Source organism: Accumulibacter sp. (assembly GCF_029255125.1).
Lineage (GTDB): Bacteria > Pseudomonadota > Gammaproteobacteria > Burkholderiales > Rhodocyclaceae > Accumulibacter.
On the sequence record NZ_JAPUVR010000100.1, the window covers coordinates 55,317 to 74,381 of the forward strand.

Consider the following 19,065-nt stretch of genomic DNA (forward strand, 5'->3'; position numbering starts at 1 on the left):
AGAGTGTTGTTCTTCTGCCACTAAACGAGAAGCCACCTAAATAAAGCAGCATACCTTCCTATTTTTTATAGTTTTTTCCTATAATAGCCGCGAGTATGGTGAGAACTCGACATGGCTGAGGAAAGCGACTCCGAGAGAACTGAACCCGCATCGGCTCGACGCCTCGAACAAGCGCGCGAGGAGGGTCAGGTGCCGCGTTCGCACGAGGTCGGTGCGTTTCTCGTCCTGCTCGTTGCCGCGGCGGTGTTTTGGCTTGTCGGTCCCTGGCTGGTCCTGCGCGTGTCGGACATTTTTCGCCGCGGACTGCGGGTCGACGAGGGTATTGCGCGCGAACCACAGCAGATGCTGATGCGACTGGCCGAACTGTCGACCGATGCACTGTTCACCGTTTCTCCCTTGCTGATTGCCTTGATTCTTGCCGCGCTTCTGTCGCCATTCCTTGTCGGTCGCTGGAATTTCTCGCCGAAGGCCTTGCAACCCGACCTCTTCCGCCTCGACCCCCTGCAGGGCTTGAGCAGGCTGATCTCGTTCAGCGGTTTGGCCGAACTGATCAAGGCGGTGGCCAAGGCGCTCATCGTCGGAGGCGTTGCCGCCTGGATTCTGTGGAGCGAGCGCGGCGAACTGCTGGCGCTGTTTGCGCAGCCGAGCGAGAGCAGTCTGCCGAGCGCCGGCCACTTGCTCACCTTCAGCTTCCTGGTCATCGTTTTGGCAATGTTGCTCATCGTCGCGGTTGATGTGCCGTTCCAGATCTGGCAGTACCACGATAAGCTGAAGATGAGCCGGCAGGAGGTCAAGCAGGAAGGCAAGGAACTCGAAGGCAACCCGGAAATCAAGGGGCGCATCCGGCAGTTGCAGCGTGAAGCGGCGCGCAAGCGGATGATGGCCGCGGTTCCGTCGGCCGATGTGATCGTGACCAACCCGACGCACTACGCCGTCGCGCTCGCCTATAAGAGCGGCATGCGCGCGCCACGCGTGCTGGCCAAGGGGGCTGGTCAGGTCGCCGGGCGCATCCGCGAGATTGGTGCCGAGCATGGCGTGCCGATTGTCGAGGCGCCGCCACTGGCGCGTGCGCTGCATCGCCACTCGGACATCGACCAGGAAATTCCGACGCCCCTCTATGCGGCCGTTGCCGAGGTCTTGGCCTACGTCTATCAACTTGCCGAATGGCAGCGCACGGGCGGCCATCGGCCGCTGCCGCCGCAAACCATAGCCATCCCCGAGCCGCTGGTCGGCGAGGCCGCGAATGGCTAGTACGACGAGCGCCGTTCTGCAGGGTGTCTTTGTCCGGTTTGGCCAGCGCCAATTGGCCGGGCCCCTGTTGATCCTGCTGATCCTGGCCATGATGGTGCTGCCGCTGCCACCGCTGGTGCTTGATCTGTTCTTCACCTTCAACATCGCCATCTCGGTGATCGTCATGCTGGTTGCGATGAGCGTGATGAAGCCACTCGACTTTTCGGTCTTTCCGACCGTCCTGCTGATCACCACCTTGCTGCGTTTGTCGCTCAACGTGGCCTCGACGCGGGTTGTCCTCCTCGATGGACATACCGGTCCGGGTGCTGCAGGGCGCGTCATCGAAGCTTTCGGGCATTTTCTTGTCGGTGGCAACTACGCCGTTGGTTTCGTCGTCTTCATGATTCTCGTCATCATCAATTTCGTCGTCATTACCAAGGGCGCCGGCCGGGTTGCGGAGGTGGCCGCGCGGTTCACGCTCGATGCCATGCCCGGCAAGCAGATGGCGATCGACGCCGACCTCAACGCCGGTTTGATCGGCGAGGACGAGGCGCGCAAGCGGCGCGCGACGATTGCCCAGGAAGCCGACTTCTTCGGCTCGATGGACGGCGCTTCCAAGTTCGTTCGCGGCGACGCGGTGGCCGGTATTCTGATCATGCTGATCAACGTCATTGGTGGCCTTTTTGTCGGCGTCCTGCAACACAATCTGGATGTCGCGACTGCGGCGAGAACCTATACGCTGTTGACCATAGGCGACGGTCTGGTGGCACAGATCCCGGCACTGATCATCTCGATTGCCGCCGGCATGGTCGTGACGCGCGTTGGCGACGAGGAAGATGTGTCGCAGCAGTTCATTGGCCAGTTGTTCAACAACCCCAAACTGCTTTATCTGACCGCGGCGATCATCGGCTTTCTCGGTCTGATTCCTGGCATGCCGAATCTCGTCTTCCTGCTCATTGCCGCGGCTGCGGCCGCCGTTGCCTGGCGGATCGAGGCGCGCTCGCGCGCCGTTCAGCCGCTACCGGTCGTTGCTCCGCCGGTGGCGCCACGCGAGACGCACGAAGCAACCTGGGCCGACGTCACGCTGCTTGATGTGCTGGGTCTGGAGGTCGGCTATCGACTGATTCCGCTGGTCGACAAGTCGCAGGATGGCGAGCTGCTGCGACGCATACGTGGAATTCGCAAGAAATTCGCCCAGGAGGTTGGTTTCTTGGTTTCACCGGTGCATATCAGGGACAATCTCGAGTTGAAGCCGAACGCCTACAAGATCCTCCTCAAGGGAGTCGAAATCGGCGATGGTGAGGCCTTTCCGGGCAGTTTGCTGGCGATCAATCCCGGTCGGGTCGCTGGACAGGTGCCGGGCACGGCGACCAAGGATCCCGCCTTCGGCCTGCCTGCGGTCTGGATCGACAGCGCTTTGCGCGAGCAGGCGCAGGCCTACGGCTATACGGTGGTAGACGCCAGCACGGTAGTCGCCACCCATCTCAACCACCTGATTCTCTCGCACGCCGCCGAGCTGCTCGGGCGGCAGGAAGCGCAGGCGCTGCTCGATCATCTGGCCAAGGAAATGCCGAAGCTGGTCGAGGACGTGGTGCCCAAGATGATGCCGCTGGGTATCGTGCAAAAGGTTCTGCGCAACTTGCTTGACGAAGGGGTTGCCATTCGCGATATGCGCACGATCATCGAGACGCTGGCTGACCACGCGCCACGCTCGCAGGATGCGGAGGTGCTGACCGCGCAGGTGCGCCTGGCGCTCGGGCGGTCGATTGTGCAGGAGATATTCCCAGGCAGCAGCGAGATGCAAGTGATTGCCCTCGATCCACAACTGGAACGTATTCTTCTGCAGGCGTTTGCCGGAGGTGGCGACACTGCTGCCATCGAGCCTGGCCTGGCGGACACGCTGGTGCGCGAGTCGGTTCTTGCCGCACAGCGCCAGGAGGAGGCGGGATTGCCGCCGGTGCTGCTCGTACCCGGCGCCTTGCGTCCGCTGCTGTCGCGCTTTCTGCGCCGCAGCGCGGCGCAGCTCAAGGTTCTCGCCGATGGCGAAGTGCCTGAGAACCGAGTAATCAAAGTCACCTCTATCATTGGGGGGAGGGTATGAACGTCAGGAAATTTATCGCTGCGACGGCGCGTGACGCTTTACGCAAGGTCAAAGAAACGCTTGGACCCGACGCGATCATCCTGTCCAATCGAGGGATTCCCGGAGGTGTCGAAATCATGGCGGTCGCCGCGCGCGACATGGAGATGATGGTGGCGACACCTGAGCGCCCGACGCCAGTGCGTCGGCCGGAACCACCGGTGCGTCGGCCTGAACCGCCTGTCGTCGCACCTGGTGGGTCTGAAGCAGCGACACACGCGTCGGTCGCTGCAGCGCCCGCGTTGGGACGCTCCGCCGCGTCGCCGCCCAACAGCGCACATCCTGGTTCGCCGGTGCGGGCGCCGATGCTCGCCGCCCGGCCGCTGCCGGCGGACAGTCCCCGGCCGGAAGCTGCCAGCGTCGGCAGGGCGGAAGCGGATGTTGTGCCGGCCTCCGTGATGGACGAGATTCGTGCCTTGCGCAGGATCGTCGAGCAACACCTGGCGGGATTCGCCTACGGCGACCAGGCGCGCGCCGAGCCGGTAAAAACCGAAATGCTTCGCCAAATGCTCGACGCTGGATTCTCGCCGCAGTTCGCGCGCGAACTGCTTGCCGGGTTGCCGCGCGAGCTCGAGGCGGGCAGTGCTCTGGCCTGGGTGAAAGGGAGCGCCGACCAGTGCATGTTGACCATCGGCAGCGATACCGATGTGGTCGACCGGGGCGGCATCTATGCGCTGGTCGGACCGACGGGAGTTGGCAAGACGACGACGACCGCGAAGCTGGCCGCGCGTTGCGTCCTGCGCCATGGCGCGAGGAAACTGGCTCTCGTGACGACCGACGGCTATCGCATCGGCGCCCACGAGCAGTTGCGCATTTACGGCCGGATTCTCGGCGTGCCGGTGCACCTTGCGCGCGACGCACACGATCTCAGGGCGACATTGAGCGACTTGCAGCACACCCACATGGTGCTGATCGACACGATGGGCATGAGCCAGCGCGATCGCATGGTCAGCGAGCAGGTCGCGATGTTTGCCCAGGCCGACGTCAAGTCACTGCTGCTGCTCTCGGCAACCAGCCGGGGCGATACGCTCGACGACGTTGTCAGGGCGTATGCCGGTTTGCGTCTGGCGGGTTGCATCCTGACCAAAGTGGATGAGGCAGCAGGTCTTGCCTCGTCGCTCGACGTGATCATCCGCCATCGTCTGCGCATGTTCTATGTCTCGAACGGCCAGCGTGTGCCAGAGGACCTCCACTTGCCCAATCGCTCGTACTTGCTGCATCGCGCGTTCAAGGATCTGCCCGATGGCTCGCCGCATCATCTGGACGGCACCGAACCTGGCTTGCTGATGGCCAGCTCGGGTGCCTGGGCCGTGTCGGCAGGAGGCCGAGGTGGCTGAAAGGCGCGGCGATCAGGCGGCTGGCCTGCGCCGACTTTTCGCGGCGCGTCGATCGGTACAGTTCGTCAGCTTCGTTGCAGGCAGCGTCGGTGTTGGGCGGAGCACGCTGCTGGCCAACCTGGCGACCTGTCTGGCTCGGCGCGGTAAAGAGGTTCTGCTGGTCGACGAGAACTCGGGCGACGATTTGTTGGCCTACTTTGGCCGGCAGGCAAGTTGCGATCTGCTGCAGGCCATCGATGGCCAAAAGGCGATCGACGATGTGCTGGTCGGCGTTGCCCCAGGCGTGCGCGTCCTGCCGGCCGCGCTGCTGGTCAGGCAGCTTGCGCGGCTTGCTGCGGGTGAGCAGCAGCGTCTGATTGACTGCTTGCGGGCAATGACGCCCGCGGCCGATGTGGTCCTGATCGATACCTCGCTTGACCATCCGCTCGGTTTTTCGCCGCTCGGCCTGGCGACGCGTGAGACGATCATCGTCGTGTCGACCAGCGGCCAGTCGATCACCGAGGCGTATGCGCTCATCAAGCGAGTCAGTCTGGGCTACGCGCGACGTTCGTTTCGTATCCTGGTCACCAAGGCTCGGACGGCTGACGAAGCGCAGGCGATTCATGCGAACATGGCCCGCTTGACGCACAGCCGACGGATTGCCCAGATCGAGTACGCCGGGCATGTTCCAAACGACGAGCACTTGCGGCTTGCTGCCCGACTCTGCCAGCCGGTGACCGCACTGTTTCCCGAAGCTCCAGCAGCCAAGGCGTCCCACTGCCTCGCCGCATCGCTGCTCGATTGGCAGAACGACGACGAGGTGGCGGGCGGGATGGATGATTTTGTGCAACAATTGGTGCACTTGAGCCAACGCATCGATCCCATCGCCATCTACGCTTGATCTCCTGATCTGGAAGGGTATGTATAACGCCGCTGGTCAGCTCAGCCGGGATCAGTTGGTGGAGCGCTACGCTCCACTGGTGAAGCGCATCGCCAGCCACCTGATGGCTCGCCTGCCGGCCAGCGTGCAGGTGGATGATCTCATCCAGAATGGAATGCTCGGCTTGCTCGACGCGCTGGGTCGTTTTGAGCCGGGCATGGGAGCACAGTTCGAGGCCTATGCGGCACAGAGAATTCGCGGTGCGATGCTCGACGGACTGCGCGACAATGACTGGCTCCCGCGCAGCTTGCGGCGGGATTGCCGGCGGATCGAGGTGGCGATCGCGGATCTGGAGCAGGAGCACGGCCGTCCGCCGACGGAGAAAGAACTCGCGGATGCGCTCGGCATGCCTATCGGCGAGTATCAAAAGATGTTGCAGGATGCGCGCTGCCATCAGTTGGTCTACCTGGAAGACATGGTGGCCGAAAATGGTGAAGACTTCCTCGATCGACATCTGGTCGACGAAGGTTCCGATCCGTCGAAACTGTTTGAGGACGAAAGCCTTCGTCAGGCATTGGTACAGGCGATCGAGGGTCTGCCGGAACGCGAAAAACTGATGATGGGCCTCTACTATGAGCAAGACCTCAATCTGCGCGAAATTGGCGAAGTGATGGGCGTTTCCGAGTCGCGCGTCTGTCAGCTGCACAGTCAGGCGGTAATGCGCTTGCGGGCCCGCTTGTTCGCCAGCGGCGAGAAGAAGAAGGGCCGAGGGCGTGGATAGGATCAGCGCCCTCGGTCTGCTGACCGGGATTTTGGCGATTGTCGGCGGGCAGATTCTCGAAGGTGGGCACGTCGGGTCACTGTCGCAGCCGACGGCGATGCTGATCGTCGTTGGTGGCACCTTGGGTGCGGTCATGCTGCAGAGCCCTTACGCGACCTTCATGCGCGGCATGCGAATGGCGAAGTGGGTGTGGTATCCACCGGTGGTCAACTATCAGCAGTTGATCCAGCAAATCTCGAACTGGAGCCAGGTGTCGCGCCGGGAAGGCCTGCTCGCTCTCGATGCTGTGGTCCAGAGTCTGAAGGACGACTTCGCGCGCAAGGGCCTGCAACTGCTGGTTGATGGCGCCGAGCCCGAGCGCTTGCGCGAAGTACTCGAGGTCGAGATCAGCACCTACGAGCAGGAGATGAAGCTCTCGGCGCGCATCTGGGAGGCGGCGGGCGGTTACTCGCCGACGATCGGCATCCTTGGCGCGGTCATGGGTCTGATTCACGTGATGGAGAATCTTTCCGATCCGTCGAAGCTGGGGGCAGGGATCGCGGTCGCCTTCGTCGCGACGATCTACGGCGTCGGACTTGCCAACCTGGTCTACCTGCCCATGGCCAACAAGCTGAAGACGCACATCAGTCGCCTGATCGTACAGCGCGAGATGATCGTCGATGGTCTGGTCGGGATCGCCAACGGTGATAACCCGCGCATCATCGAAAGCCGACTGCGGGGCTACCTTTTTTAAGCGATGGCCCGGCGCAGAATTGACGACGAACACGACAACCACGAGCGCTGGCTTGTCTCGTACGCTGATTTCATTACCTTGCTCTTTGCCTTCTTCGTCGTGATGTACGCTCTTTCGTCCGTCAACGAGGGCAAGTACCGCATTCTCAGCGATTCCATGGTCAGCGCCTTTCGCAATCTTCCGGTCCAGGCAAGCGGGCAGGTGCCAACCATGCTGTCGCCGCCGGTGCCGAAATCGGGTGTGTTGACGGCCAAACCGCAGGAAGTAGCGCGCCAGAAGCAGCGCGAGAAAATGCGCAACATTGCCAAGGAGATCATGGAAGTGATGGCGCCGCTGGTCGAGCAGGGAAAGGTTCGGGTGCTCGAAACCAGCCGCGGGGTGAGCATCGAGATCAACGACAGCATTCTGTTCTCGCCTGGCCAGGCGCAAATCCAGGTACAGTTGGCGCGGGCTATGCAGTCGATTGCCGAGGTGCTGGTGTCGGCCGAGTTTCCAATCACCATCGAGGGCCATACGGATAACGTGCCGATCAAGAACGCGCAGTTTCCGTCCAACTGGGAGCTGTCGGCAGTACGCGCGACGACGGTGTTGCGGCTGTTCGCCGATGCCGGCATCGCTGCTGAGCGGCTGACGGCGATTGGTTATGCCGACACGCGGCCGGTCGAGCCGAATCTCCTGCCCGATGGTCGGGCGCGCAACCGGCGGGTGACGATCCTGATCGACTCGACGATCCCGGAGAAGGGAACGGAACTCGATTTTCCCGAGCGCAGCCCGCCATCGCCGGCGCCGCGCAGCGCAGGCGGCCCATCGGCGGTGATTCCGCGGTAGAAGGGGTTTCAGGCTCGATCAGCGATGCGGCCTCTGGCCGACGATGTGCTCTGTCCGTCCGGGCCGTAGAGGCCTGGCGGTGCTCCGGCACCGAGGATGCTCAGCGCCTCGGCGGTGTGCTGCAGATGCAGGCGGATCAGTTCACCGTTCATCTGGTTCAGATCGCGCGCTTCTTCGGTAAGCGAGCGCAGGCGGGTCCACGCGGCACAGGCTTTTGTCTCTGCGGGGTGTGCGGCAAACCATGCGGCCATGCCTTGCCGATCCGGCATGCGGCCGTCGGCCGCCAGCAGGCGGCTGCGTTGCTCGGCGAGTTGGGCAAGTTGGTTGCTCAGCCGACCCTTGTCCTGCAGCAGGTCGCTCATCTGGTCAACCTCTCCCTGGACGAGCAGTTCACGCTCGGTTCGCAGCAGCGCAACGAAGCGCTCTATCGCGAGGCACTCGTCATCCAGCGTTCGCCGCAGGTCGATCGTTGTCACGGGGTAGCGGCAGAATGACGATCAGGCACGCCTTTGCGTCGAGATCAATTCGGTTGCCGAGACGATCAGGCGGTCGGCAACCGCCGACGCATTGATCGTGAAGCGACCATCGGCGATGGCTTCCTTGATTTCGCCCACTCGTGTGACGTCAAACGACGGCGTTTCAGCCGACGATTGCAACTGGGCTGCCAGTCCACTCAGATGAACCTCGCTCGCGGCGCCGTCGGCCGGCCGGGTTCCGCCTGTTCGGTTGCGCGTCTCGCTGATGATGCTCGCGCTGCTTGTTGTGCGGTCAATTTTCACGCTCTTGCCCCTAGAAAGTTTGTGTTCAATGTCTTTATCGGCGGCCCGGGACCGAACTTTAACCTGATTTCGGCAGAATACGGGAACGCTGTCAATATCTTACTTCGACAATACCGCCGTTGCGCGCGATCCCGCTGACGATCTGGCCGGAACTTGTCCTGACCTGGGTGAGCTGGCCGTCGGCCGCGTTGTTGAGTGCCTTTCCCTCATTGCTAACGGTAAAACCCGGACCACTGGTCAGCAGTTTCACGCTCTGCCCGAGTTGGACAGCCCAGGGCGCGATCAGTGCGTCGCTGCGCAGCGCCTGGCCGGCGGCCAGACCATTGCGCAGCGCCTTGCCAATGGCCTGTCGCGGTTCGGTCAGGACGGTGGCGGGCAAGGCTCCGAGGTCGCCGTCGAGCAGGCGAACATCGGATTCAGTGATGACCTCGCCGGCGGCGAGTTGACGCGCCGCGCTCAGGTGCTTGCCGGAGATCCTGACCTGAACCGGGACGTAGATACTCCAGGGTGTTGGGCCGAGGCACCGAACGCCGATGCTGCTGCGGCCCCACAGACGATTTCCTGGCGGCAGAAAGGGTTCGAAAGCGCTGCAGGTCGCCTGCTGCGCATGCCGGTCGAGTGGCCCGAAGCTGTAAGTGACTACGCCGGGTAAGCCTCTTGTGTTGGCCCCCAGAAATTGCTCGACAGCCGTCGACAAGGACGCCTGCGCCGACACCTTGTCGGCAGAAAAGGCGAGCACAAGGCCAAACACAAGACCAAGCAGAAAACGGCAAGCGTCTCGGTGCGGAGCGCGCGGCAATGAGATACACATGCCTCCATTCTGCCCGATTCTCAGCCGGGTGGAGCAGATTCGTCGGCTCGCTTCACCGGCAAGAGGACTGCGGTTGGCGGCAATTCTTGCCGGCAACGCGGCAATCTCGGGTAGGCGCGGCTGCTGCACCGTGGTGGTCGTCGGCTGTGGTCAGTCGTCTGCGGACCTGGTACGGAGTTTGCGTCAATGTTGGCCAGAAACACTGCAGCGGAGGCCGCCATGCTGAGCAAACTCGACCGAGCGCTTTTCTTTCAGGAGCAGGCGCTGACCCTGCGTGCTGCGCGCCAGCAGGTGCTGGCAAGCAACATTGCAAACGCCGACACGCCGCACTATAAAGCGCGTGACTTCGCTTTTGCGGGTGCGCTGCAGCGGGCGTTAAGCGTCCGTGGTGTTGACAGCGTGCGTCTGCTGACAACCTCACCCAGGCATCTGGCGGGAAACGTGGACGCAGCGCTGACACCGATGCTCTACCGCCAGCCGGCACAGGCGAGCGCCGACGGCAATACCGTCGAAATGGATGTAGAGCGTGCCCAGCTCGCCGAGAACTCGATCTTCTATGAAGCCGGTCTCACCTTTCTCAGTGGTCAGTTGCGTACCCTGACCAGCGCGCTGCAAGGGCAATAGGCATGAGCATGTTCGCGACCTTTCATGTTGCCGGCAGCGCCTTGACCGCACAGTCGATGCGTCTTAACGCAGTAGCCAGCAACCTGGCCAATGTAGACAGCGTCGTCACTGCGAACGGCAAGCCCTATCGCGCGAAGCAGGTGGTGTTCGCTGCCAGCCCGATGGGCAGTAGCGCTGCACAGGGAGTTCGGGTGCAGCAGGTCGTCGAGGACAGCACTCCTGGACGACTGGTCTATGATCCGCGCAATCCGGCTGCCGACGAACGCGGCTATGTCACGATGCCGAACGTCAGCGTGGTCGAGGAGATGACCAACATGATCTCGGCGGCACGTTCCTACCAGACCAACGCGGAAGTGATGAACACCGCCAAGCAGCTCCTCCTCAAAACGCTGGCGCTCGGCCAGTGAAGGCCCGCAATCTGATCGGAGAATGGAATGGCGAGCGTACAGGCTAGCAACTCAGCGAGTGACATTTTTGCTGCGCTCAACGCGCAGGCAACGGCGGCGAGCAGCGCGGGCGGCTCGACCAGCGCAGCCGTGCAGGACCGCTTTCTTCAGTTGCTGATCACGCAACTGAAGAATCAGGACCCGCTCAACCCGCTCGATAACGCCGCGGTGACGACGCAAATCTCGCAAATCAACACGGTCGCCGGAATCGAGCGGCTGAATGCGACGTTGGAGACCCTGCTCGGAGCCTATGGCGAGAGCCAGGCAATGCAGGCGGCCGCCTTGATCGGAAAGGACGTTCTGGTCGGCGGTTCGGGGCTTGTCCTGGCCGGCAGTGAGGCGCGCGGTGGGGTGAATCTGGCTGGGCCGGCCGACCGCGTCGTGCTGACCGTTCTTGATGCTGCCGGCCGGTCCGTACAGACTCAGGTGCTCGGCGCGCACGAGGCCGGCAGCTTCAGCTTCGTCTGGGATGGCAGGACCGATACCGGGGCGGTCGCCCCCCCGGGAAACTACCGCTTCACGGTGGTCGCAGAGCGCGCCGGTGAGAAGGTCGAGGCGACTGCGCTTCAGCTTGGTACGGTTTCTGCTTTGATCCGAGACAAGAGCGGCAGTTTCCAGCTTGATCTTGGCGGGCTTGGCCGAGTCAACTTCGACCAGGTGCAGCAGGTCTTTTAGAGGTAGGGGATTGGCATGAGCTTTCAGCAGGGTTTGAGCGGTCTCGGCGCGGCAGCATCGGCGCTCGATGTGATCGGTAACAACGTGGCGAACTCGAGCACCGTCGGGTTCAAAGGTGCGCGAGCCAACTTTTCCGACGTCTATGCGGCATCGCTGGGTATCGTTGGCGCTTCGCAGGTGGGCATTGGTGTCGGGGTTTCGGCGATTCAGCAACAGTTCACGCAAGGCAACCTGACGACGACCAACAATCCGCTCGACCTGGCGCTGAATGGCGGTGGCTTCTTCCGCATGAGCAACGCCGGTGCGATCACCTATACGCGCAACGGCCAGTTCCATCTGGACAAGGAAGGCTACATCATCAACGATCAAAACCTTCGCTTGACGGGCTATCCGGCTGGTGTCAACGGGTTGATCTCGCCGTCGAATCCGATCGAACTGCAGCTTTCGGCGAGCCAGATTGCGCCGCGGGCAACCAGCGATTCACTCTCTGGCAACCTTGCCGCGGTGATCAACCTGGACTCGCGCGAGGTCGTGCCGGCGCTGTCGCCATTCAACTACAACAATCCCGACACGTACAACTTCTCAACCGCGCTCAACGTCTTCGACACGCTGGGTGTGGCGCACAACTTGACGACCTATTACGTGCTGAATACACCGACTGCGCCCGACGGTGGCGAGTGGACTGTATATGCGACGCTGGACGGCGCCAATCCGCAACAGCTTCCGGGGAATCTGATCTTTGATACCGCTGGTGCCTTGAGTACGGCTTCGGCGCAGAAGGTCCTTCCTTCCTGGTCGCTGACGAGTGGCGCAGTGACCCCGTGGTCACCTGGGACAATCGATTTCACCGGATCAACCCAGTATGGCAGTGAGTCGAGCGTCGATCGCTTGACGCAGGGGGGGTACGCTGCCGGGAGTCTGGTTGGCATTGGCGTGGGCAAGGATGGCGTCGTTCAGGGACGCTACAGCAATGGTCAGACGCGCAACATGGGGCAGATTGTGTTGGCCACCTTTGCCGATCCAAACGGGCTGCTCAACCTGGGCAACAATCAGTGGAATCCCACCTCGGTCTCCGGCCCCGAACTGGTCGGGGCGCCGGCTTCCGGTAGTCGCGGCGTCGTTCAGTCGGCGGCAGTCGAGGACTCCAACGTGGACCTGACGCGCCAACTGGTCGACATGATTACCGCGCAGCGCAACTATCAGGCCAACGCGCAGACGATCAAGACGCAGGATCAGATCATGCAGACGCTGGTGAATCTGCGCTGAGGGCTGAGGACGCAGCGGACAGGAAGAGCGGCGAATGGACCGTCTGATCTACACCGCGATGAGTGGTGCCAAGCAGGCTTTCCTGCAACAGGCAGGGGTTGCCCAGAATCTGGCCAACGCCACGTCCACCGGCTACCGCGCGATGGAGCATCGCTTTCGCGCTGTTCCGATCGTTGGGCCGGGCGCGCCTACCCGCGCATTTGCCGTCGACGCATCGGTTGCCAACGTCTTCGAGCCCGGACCGATGATCGCTACCGGCCGGCCGCTCGACATCGCCGTCCAGGGCGCGGGCTGGCTGGCCGTCGAGGGTGTGAATGGGCGCGAAGCTTACACGCGCGCCGGCAATCTTTCCACCGACGCCAACGGTCTGCTGCAGACCAGCAGCGGTTTCAATGTCCTCGGCGAAGGTGGCCCGATCACCTTGCCGCCCGACAATACAATCGCGATTGCCGCTGATGGAACGGTTTCAGCGATTCCGCGCCGTGGCGCCGGGGCACTCAACACAGCCACCGTGGTGGGCCGGATCAAACTGGTCAATCCACCGCTAAACGATCTTGTGCGCAGCGATGACGGGCTCTTCCGCACGCGTAACGGCGACGAGGCGCCAGTCGACGAGGCGGTCAGACTCGCGCCGGAAACGCTCGAGGGTAGCAACACGAATACCGTCGACTCGATGGTCAGGATGATCAGCCTGGCACGTCAGTTCGAAATGCAGATCAAGATGCTGCAAACCGCCGACGCGAACGCGCGTGCGGCGACGCAGCTCCTGACGATGAACCGCTAAGAGGACGAACACGAATGATTCGCTCGCTGTGGACCGCCAGCACCGGCCTGAATGCGCAGCAGGTGCAAATCGACATCATCGCCAACAATCTGGCGAACGTCAGTACGAACGGCTTCAAACAGGCTCGCGGCATCTTTGCCGACCTGATCTACCAGACCTTGCGCCAGCCAGGCGCGCAGTCGTCGCAAACGACGCAGATTCCTGACGGTCTGCAGATCGGCCTGGGCGCGACGCCGGTATCGACCGGGCGCATCTTCACGCAGGGTTCGCCGCAGCAGACCGGGAACGGTCTCGACTTGGCGATCAACGGCGCGGGTTTCTTTCAGGTGTTGCTGCCGGACGGGACGACCGCCTATACGCGTGACGGTTCGTTTCAACGCGACAGCCAGGGGCAGATCGTCACTGCGAATGGCTATGTCTTGCAGCCGGCGATCACGATCCCAGCGAATGCTCTGACGCTGACGATCGGGACCGACGGCGTGGTAAACATTACCCAGCCGGGTTCGGCAGCGGCAGTGCAGATCGGTACCATCCAGGTCGCCACCTTCATCAACAACGGCGGCTTGCAAAGCATGGGCGAGAACCTCTATCTCGAAACGGCTTCGAGCGGCACGCCGACGCCAAACACACCCGGAACCAACGGTTCGGGAATTGTTCTGCAGAACTACGTCGAGGCTTCGAACGTCAATGTGGCGCAGGAACTGGTCATGATGATCCAGACGCAACGAGCTTACGAGCTCAACTCCAAGGTCGTGTCCACTTCGGACCAGATGCTTGGACGACTGACGCAGCTATAGGTCCGAGGATGAGCACCTGCTTGGCGGCGCGACGCTGGTCGATCTGTTGCTTGGCGCTTGGCCTCGCTGCGTGCGCCAGCGTGCCGCCGACCAACGTTCACCAGCCAATGACGGCGCGCCCGCAGCAGCGCTCGGACCAGTTCGTCGCCAACCTGGCAGCGACCGGCAGCATCTACCAGGCGGGGACTTCGCGTACCCTTTTCGAAGATCGCCGCGCGCGCTATGTCGGCGATACGATTACGGTGACGATCACCGAGAACACTTCGGCGGCGACGAAGTCGAATGCCAGCCTTGCCAAGACGGGCAGTATCAGCGCGGCCGCCGGACCCATCGTCGGTTTGCCCGGAAAGTCGTTTCAGGGGATGCAGTTGACGGCCAACAGCAGCAACAGTGCCAACGGCAAGGGCGAAGCGGCGGCGAACAACGTTTTCACGGGAACAATCACGGTTACCGTGATCGAGGTTCTGGCGAACGGCAACCTGCTCGTTTCCGGAGAGAAGCAAGTTGCCATAGGACACGGTCAGGAATACATCCGCCTGTCGGGAATCGTCAATCCGTATTTCGTCAACGCGGCCAACACGATTGCCTCGTCGCAGGTAGCGGACGCCCGCATCGAGTACAAGGAAAGCGGTGCGATCAGCGAAGCGCAGGTCATGGGCTGGCTGGCACGCTTCTTCCTTTCGGTTCTTCCATTCTGACGAGGACGGGAATCGATGTTCGACATCAAGCTCGGGGAAAACCGCGTGCCGCTGTGGACCAAGCTGCTGACCAGCTTGCTCCTGGCGCTGCTGAGCGTATCGGCGACGGCGGAGCGGATCAAGGATCTGGCTTCCTTGCAAGGCGTGCGCAACAACCAGCTCGTCGGCTATGGCCTGGTCGTCGGCCTGGACGGCAGCGGCGACCAGACGACCCAGACCCCGTTTACCACGCAGAGCATCATCAACATGTTGGCGCAGCTTGGCACGACGCTGCCGACGACGCAGTCGCTACAGCTCAAGAACGTTGCTGCTGTCATGGTGACGGCGATGCTGCCGCCCTTCGCGCGTATCGGGCAACAGATCGACGTGACCGTTTCCTCGATGGGCAACGCCAAGAGTCTGCGCGGCGGGACACTCGTCATGACGCCGCTGAAAGGCGCCGACGGGCAGATTTACGCGCAGGCACAGGGAAACCTTCTGGTTGGCGGAGCCGGTGCAGCTTCCGGTGGCAGCAAGGTGACCGTCAACCATTTGCTCGCCGGCCGCATCGCCGGCGGCGCAACTGTCGAACGCGAGGTGCCGACGGCTTTGGGGCAGGGGTCTTTCGTCCATTATGAAATGGGCACCACGGATTTCGCGACGACGCAGAAGGTGGTCGAGGTGATCAATCGTGAAATCGGACCGGGAACGGCGGAGGCGGTAGACGGCCGGTTGATTCGCGTTTCTGCGCCGCAGGAAGCCAACAGCCGGGTTGCCTTTCTCGGTCGCGTCGAGAGCCTGGAAGTGCGCCCGGCGAAGGGTGCGGCACGAGTGATCATCAACCCGCGCACGGGTTCGGTGGTGATGAATCAGACGGTGACCATCGACTCGTGTGCGGTGGCGCACGGTAACTTGTCGGTGGTCATCAACAGCGAACAGAAGGTCAGCCAGCCGAACGCGCTGGCTGGCGGTCAGACTGTCGCCACCACGCAGAGCGACATCGACGTCCGGCAAAGCGGGGGTTCGCTGCTCCACCTGAAGGCGGGCGTCAATCTGGCCGAAGTGGTCAAGGCGGTCAATGCGCTGGGCGCCGGGCCGCTCGATCTGTTGTCCATCCTGCAGTCGATGAAAGCCGCTGGTGCACTGCGCGCCGAGCTCGAGATCATCTGAGACGCTTGCCCTGAATCTTCGTGAGGGGGACGTGAATGAAGGCAAATGACTATCTGAGCAACCGCCTGGTGTTCGATCCGTCGGCAGCGGCCGGGCTGCGCAACCGCTTGCGCCAGGATCCAAAAGCGGGGGGACAGCAGGCCGCGCGACAGTTCGAGGGAATGTTGTTGCAGATGATGCTGAAGAGCATGCGCGAGGCGACACCGGCTGACGGGATGACCAACAGCGACGAAAGTCGTTTTTTCACCGCCATCGTCGACCAGCAACTGGCGCTCGATCTTGCCACGCAGGCGCCGACCGGTCTGGCCGCGATGCTGGCGCAGCAGATGGCGCGCTCGGCGCGCGTCAACGGGTCGGCGGGTGGTGCTGGCTCATTCGACGCCGTGCAGCAATCACTGTTCGCGGCGCAGGCAGCGACTAGCGCCTCGCGCGCACCCGTGATCAGCGAGGCGCGTCAGCGCTCGGGGCAGGTCGCTGCGACGAGCGCAACCGCGAGCAGTACCGGTGGTGCCGGCACGTCGTCTGGCCGCGCGCGCGATTTCGTAAACCGCGTCTGGCCGCACGCGGTCGAAGCGGCGGCGGCCACCGGCATTCCGGCCCGCTTCCTGGTTGCCCAGGCAGCACTTGAATCCGGTTGGGGAAAGAACGAAATCAGGGCTTCCGACGGTTCGCCCAGCTACAACCTGTTCGGCATCAAGGCCGGGCAACGCTGGACGGGCGCGACGACCGAAGTGCAGACGACCGAATTCGTCGATGGCGCAGCGCGCTCGACGCGCGCGCGCTTTCGCGCCTACGAGTCGTACGCCGAAGCATTTCGCGATTACGCCGAAGTCCTGCGCAGCAGACCGCGCTTTGCCGCGGTGATTGGCCAGCAGGATGGCGTTCAGTTTGCCCGCTCGCTGCAGCAGGCGGGCTACGCCACCGATCCGCAGTACGCCGACAAGCTGGCGCGTATCATCGGCGGGGCAACCCTGCGCGAAGCCCTGGCGGCCTGACGAAAGAGGCGCTTAGCGAGTGCTCGGCTAAAGTCCCCGATCCGACTGCCGTTCACAGAGCTGTTAGAAAGGATTCCACGCCATGGGTTCAGGATTGATCGGTACCGGCCTCACCGGCCTGCACGCCGCACAGTTGGCGTTGCAGGCCACCGAGCACAATATCGCTAACGTCAATACGCCGGGTTTCTCGCGCCAGCGGACCTTGCAGGCGGGCAACCCCGGCGTCTTGTCCGGGTCGGGTTTCATCGGTCAGGGAACGCGCGTCGCCACGGTCGAGCGCATGTACGACAAGTTCCTGTCTGAACAGGTGAATCGCGCGCAGGCGAGGGCCAGCGAACTGACCAGCTACCATCAACAGCTAGCGCAGATCGACAACATGCTGGCTGATTCGGCGACCGGTCTGTCGCCGGTGTTGCAGGAGTTCTTCCAGGTCGTCCAGCAGTCTGCGGCCAATCCTGGGCAACTGGCGGTTCGGCAGGCGATGGTATCGTCGGCGCAGGGGCTCGCTGCGCGCTATCGCTCGCTCGGCGAACAGATGGGAGAGATCGCCGACGGCGTGAACGAGCAGATTGCGACGACGGTGGAAGGGATCAATTCGTACGCCGAGCAGATCGCTGCGCTGAACCAGAGCGTCGTGCTCGCCGAAGCATCAACCGGGCAACCGGCCAATGACCTGCGCGATACACGTGACCAACTTGTTCTCGACTTGAACAAACTGATCAAGACGAGCACCACGGCTGCCCCCGATGGAAGCATCAACGTTTTCGTCGGCAGCGGTCAGCAACTGGTCGTCGGCGCGCGAGCTTTGACGCTGACGGTGGCGCCGTCGGCGGCCGATCCGAACACGCTGGCTGTTGGTCTGCGAACGGCGGCTGGGGCAACACAGGAGATCCCGGAGAAGCTGCTCGCTGGTGGTGGCCTGGGCGGGCTGTTGTCGTTTCGTCGCGAATCGCTCAGCCCGGCGATCAACGATCTTGGCCGAAATGCGGCATCGTTTGCCTTGACCTTCAACGCGCAAAGCGCGCTCGGTCAGGACTTGCTGGGCCAATCGCAACTGTCCGCCGCGCCGAACAGTTTTGCGCCCAACGTCTTCACCTTGTTCCCGCCCGCGGTTACCGCCAGCACGCGAAATCCGGTGGGTAGCCCACTGGTCAGTGCGAGCTTCATCGATCCGCCACCGTTCAAGGGCAATTTCTATACGGACCTAGGCAGCAGCGACTACCGTTTGAGTTCTGACGGGACAAACGTCACGCTTACCCGTTTGGCCGACAGCAAGGTGTGGACCGGTGCCGATGTAAGCGCCGTCAATACGCTGCTGGCGAGCGATCCACAAGGTTTCACTCTTGCTTCGAGCGCGCCGCTGCCGGCCGGATCGAGCTATCTGATTCAGCCGGTACGCGACGCAGCGAGCGGCATCGCGGTCAATTCCGCGGTTGCTGCCGACCCCCGCTTGCTGGCGTTGGCCGGGCCGCTGCGTACTTCGTCGGCAGCGAGCAACACCGGCAGCGCGACGGTTTCAGCGGCGACGACCGGCCCCGGCTATACGGCTGCGGCGGCGGCCCTACCGATTGCCGTCACCTATCAGTCGGGCGGCCTGCAGAACTTCCCAGTGGGCGCGCGCGTGTCGATCGATGGCGGGGCGCCGGTGCTCATTGCCGCAGCGACTGACCGCGTGCCCTACACCAGTGGCGCAAACATCACGCTGGTCGGTTCCGTCGCCGCCACGCCGCCAGTCGGCTTCAACTTCACGATCTCTGGCGTTCCCAACAATGGCGACACATTCGTCATTGGCCGTAACAGCGGCGCGACAGCGGATGGCCGAAACGCGCTGGCGCTCGGGCAGCTGCAAACGCAGGACACGATGTCGGGCAAGACTGATTCCTTCCTCGATTCGTATGGGCAGCTGGTCAGTGCGGCCGGTAGCCGGACGCGCCAGATGGAGGTCAGAGCCGAGGCGCAGCAGGTCATGCTCGAACAGGCGGTGAGCAGTCGCGAATCGTTTTCCGGAGTGAATCTTGACGAGGAGGCGGCCAATCTGATCCGCTACCAGCAGGCCTATCAGGCGGCAGCCAAGACCTTGCAGGTGGCGACCAGCCTGTTCGATACGATACTCGACATACTCTAGGAAACGTTCTC

20 protein-coding genes are annotated in these 19,065 nt (G+C 62.7%); 17 read left to right on the forward strand and 3 right to left on the reverse strand.

Annotation, left to right across the window (positions count from 1 at the left end):
* Positions 1 to 111 precede the first annotated feature (111 nt).
* From flhB to motD, 7 genes are read left to right on the forward strand one after another with little or no spacing between them, the layout of a single operon-like run.
* The gene (gene flhB / locus Q1L59_RS08675; protein WP_300330942.1) at positions 112 to 1,251 is read left to right on the forward strand and encodes a flagellar biosynthesis protein FlhB; all 1,140 of its coding nucleotides are present in this window, start codon (positions 112 to 114) and stop codon (positions 1,249 to 1,251) included.
* Complete coding sequence (gene flhA / locus Q1L59_RS08680) at positions 1,244 to 3,331, forward strand: flagellar biosynthesis protein FlhA (protein WP_300330944.1); 2,088 nt, start codon at positions 1,244 to 1,246, stop codon at positions 3,329 to 3,331. Before flhB ends, flhA begins: the two co-directional genes overlap by 8 nt.
* Entirely contained in the window at positions 3,328 to 4,704 is a 1,377-nt protein-coding gene (flhF, locus tag Q1L59_RS08685; RefSeq protein ID WP_300330947.1) for a flagellar biosynthesis protein FlhF, read from the forward strand. Before flhA ends, flhF begins: the two co-directional genes overlap by 4 nt.
* A complete protein-coding gene (locus Q1L59_RS08690; protein ID WP_300330950.1) occupies positions 4,697 to 5,584 on the forward strand; it encodes an AAA family ATPase in 888 nt (295 codons plus the stop codon). Before flhF ends, Q1L59_RS08690 begins: the two co-directional genes overlap by 8 nt.
* A 19-nt stretch (positions 5,585 to 5,603) precedes the next feature.
* Positions 5,604 to 6,344: an RNA polymerase sigma factor FliA gene (locus Q1L59_RS08695; RefSeq protein WP_300330953.1), complete on the forward strand. Its 741-nt coding sequence runs from the start codon at positions 5,604 to 5,606 to the stop codon at positions 6,342 to 6,344.
* Positions 6,337 to 7,077: a flagellar motor protein gene (locus tag Q1L59_RS08700; protein ID WP_300330956.1), complete on the forward strand. Its 741-nt coding sequence runs from the start codon at positions 6,337 to 6,339 to the stop codon at positions 7,075 to 7,077. Before Q1L59_RS08695 ends, Q1L59_RS08700 begins: the two co-directional genes overlap by 8 nt.
* A 3-nt stretch (positions 7,078 to 7,080) precedes the next feature.
* Complete coding sequence (gene motD, locus Q1L59_RS08705) at positions 7,081 to 7,905, forward strand: flagellar motor protein MotD (RefSeq protein ID WP_300330958.1); 825 nt, start codon at positions 7,081 to 7,083, stop codon at positions 7,903 to 7,905.
* Between the two features lie 8 nt (positions 7,906 to 7,913).
* Here motD and Q1L59_RS08710 read toward each other — a convergent pair whose 3' ends face one another.
* The 3 genes from Q1L59_RS08710 to flgA form a co-directional block, all read right to left on the reverse strand.
* Positions 7,914 to 8,381, reverse strand: coding sequence for a flagella synthesis protein FlgN (locus tag Q1L59_RS08710; protein WP_300330963.1), 468 nt, complete (start codon positions 8,379 to 8,381; stop codon positions 7,914 to 7,916).
* A 21-nt stretch (positions 8,382 to 8,402) separates the two neighbouring features.
* A complete protein-coding gene (gene flgM / locus Q1L59_RS08715) occupies positions 8,403 to 8,684 on the reverse strand; it encodes a flagellar biosynthesis anti-sigma factor FlgM (RefSeq protein WP_300330965.1) in 282 nt (93 codons plus the stop codon).
* A gap of 91 nt (positions 8,685 to 8,775) precedes the next feature.
* Positions 8,776 to 9,495, reverse strand: a complete 720-nt coding sequence (gene flgA / locus Q1L59_RS08720; RefSeq protein ID WP_300330968.1) for a flagellar basal body P-ring formation chaperone FlgA — start codon at positions 9,493 to 9,495, stop codon at positions 8,776 to 8,778.
* A gap of 219 nt (positions 9,496 to 9,714) precedes the next feature.
* Between flgA and flgB the strand changes: the two genes are divergently transcribed.
* From flgB to flgK, 10 genes are all read left to right on the forward strand, one after another.
* Entirely contained in the window at positions 9,715 to 10,119 is a 405-nt protein-coding gene (flgB, locus tag Q1L59_RS08725; protein WP_300330971.1) for a flagellar basal body rod protein FlgB, read from the forward strand.
* A gap of 2 nt (positions 10,120 to 10,121) precedes the next feature.
* Positions 10,122 to 10,526, forward strand: a complete 405-nt coding sequence (flgC, locus tag Q1L59_RS08730) for a flagellar basal body rod protein FlgC (RefSeq protein ID WP_300330974.1) — start codon at positions 10,122 to 10,124, stop codon at positions 10,524 to 10,526.
* A 27-nt stretch (positions 10,527 to 10,553) separates the two neighbouring features.
* Complete coding sequence (locus Q1L59_RS08735) at positions 10,554 to 11,240, forward strand: flagellar hook assembly protein FlgD (RefSeq protein ID WP_300330977.1); 687 nt, start codon at positions 10,554 to 10,556, stop codon at positions 11,238 to 11,240.
* A gap of 15 nt (positions 11,241 to 11,255) precedes the next feature.
* Entirely contained in the window at positions 11,256 to 12,506 is a 1,251-nt protein-coding gene (gene flgE / locus Q1L59_RS08740) for a flagellar hook protein FlgE (protein WP_300330980.1), read from the forward strand.
* A 34-nt stretch (positions 12,507 to 12,540) separates the two neighbouring features.
* A complete protein-coding gene (locus Q1L59_RS08745) occupies positions 12,541 to 13,290 on the forward strand; it encodes a flagellar basal body rod protein FlgF (RefSeq protein ID WP_300330982.1) in 750 nt (249 codons plus the stop codon).
* A gap of 14 nt (positions 13,291 to 13,304) precedes the next feature.
* Positions 13,305 to 14,087: a flagellar basal-body rod protein FlgG gene (flgG, locus tag Q1L59_RS08750; RefSeq protein ID WP_300330985.1), complete on the forward strand. Its 783-nt coding sequence runs from the start codon at positions 13,305 to 13,307 to the stop codon at positions 14,085 to 14,087.
* Between the two features lie 8 nt (positions 14,088 to 14,095).
* Positions 14,096 to 14,785 (forward strand): flagellar basal body L-ring protein FlgH, encoded by a 690-nt coding sequence (locus Q1L59_RS08755; RefSeq protein WP_300330988.1) that lies wholly within the window; start codon positions 14,096 to 14,098, stop codon positions 14,783 to 14,785.
* Between the two features lie 15 nt (positions 14,786 to 14,800).
* Positions 14,801 to 15,934, forward strand: coding sequence for a flagellar basal body P-ring protein FlgI (locus Q1L59_RS08760; RefSeq protein ID WP_300330991.1), 1,134 nt, complete (start codon positions 14,801 to 14,803; stop codon positions 15,932 to 15,934).
* 35 nt (positions 15,935 to 15,969) lie between these two features.
* On the forward strand, positions 15,970 to 16,929 hold the full coding sequence (flgJ, locus tag Q1L59_RS08765) for a flagellar assembly peptidoglycan hydrolase FlgJ (protein WP_300330994.1): 960 nt from the start codon (positions 15,970 to 15,972) through the stop codon (positions 16,927 to 16,929).
* A gap of 82 nt (positions 16,930 to 17,011) precedes the next feature.
* Positions 17,012 to 19,054, forward strand: a complete 2,043-nt coding sequence (gene flgK, locus Q1L59_RS08770; protein ID WP_300330997.1) for a flagellar hook-associated protein FlgK — start codon at positions 17,012 to 17,014, stop codon at positions 19,052 to 19,054.
* Positions 19,055 to 19,065: the final 11 nt, after the last annotated feature.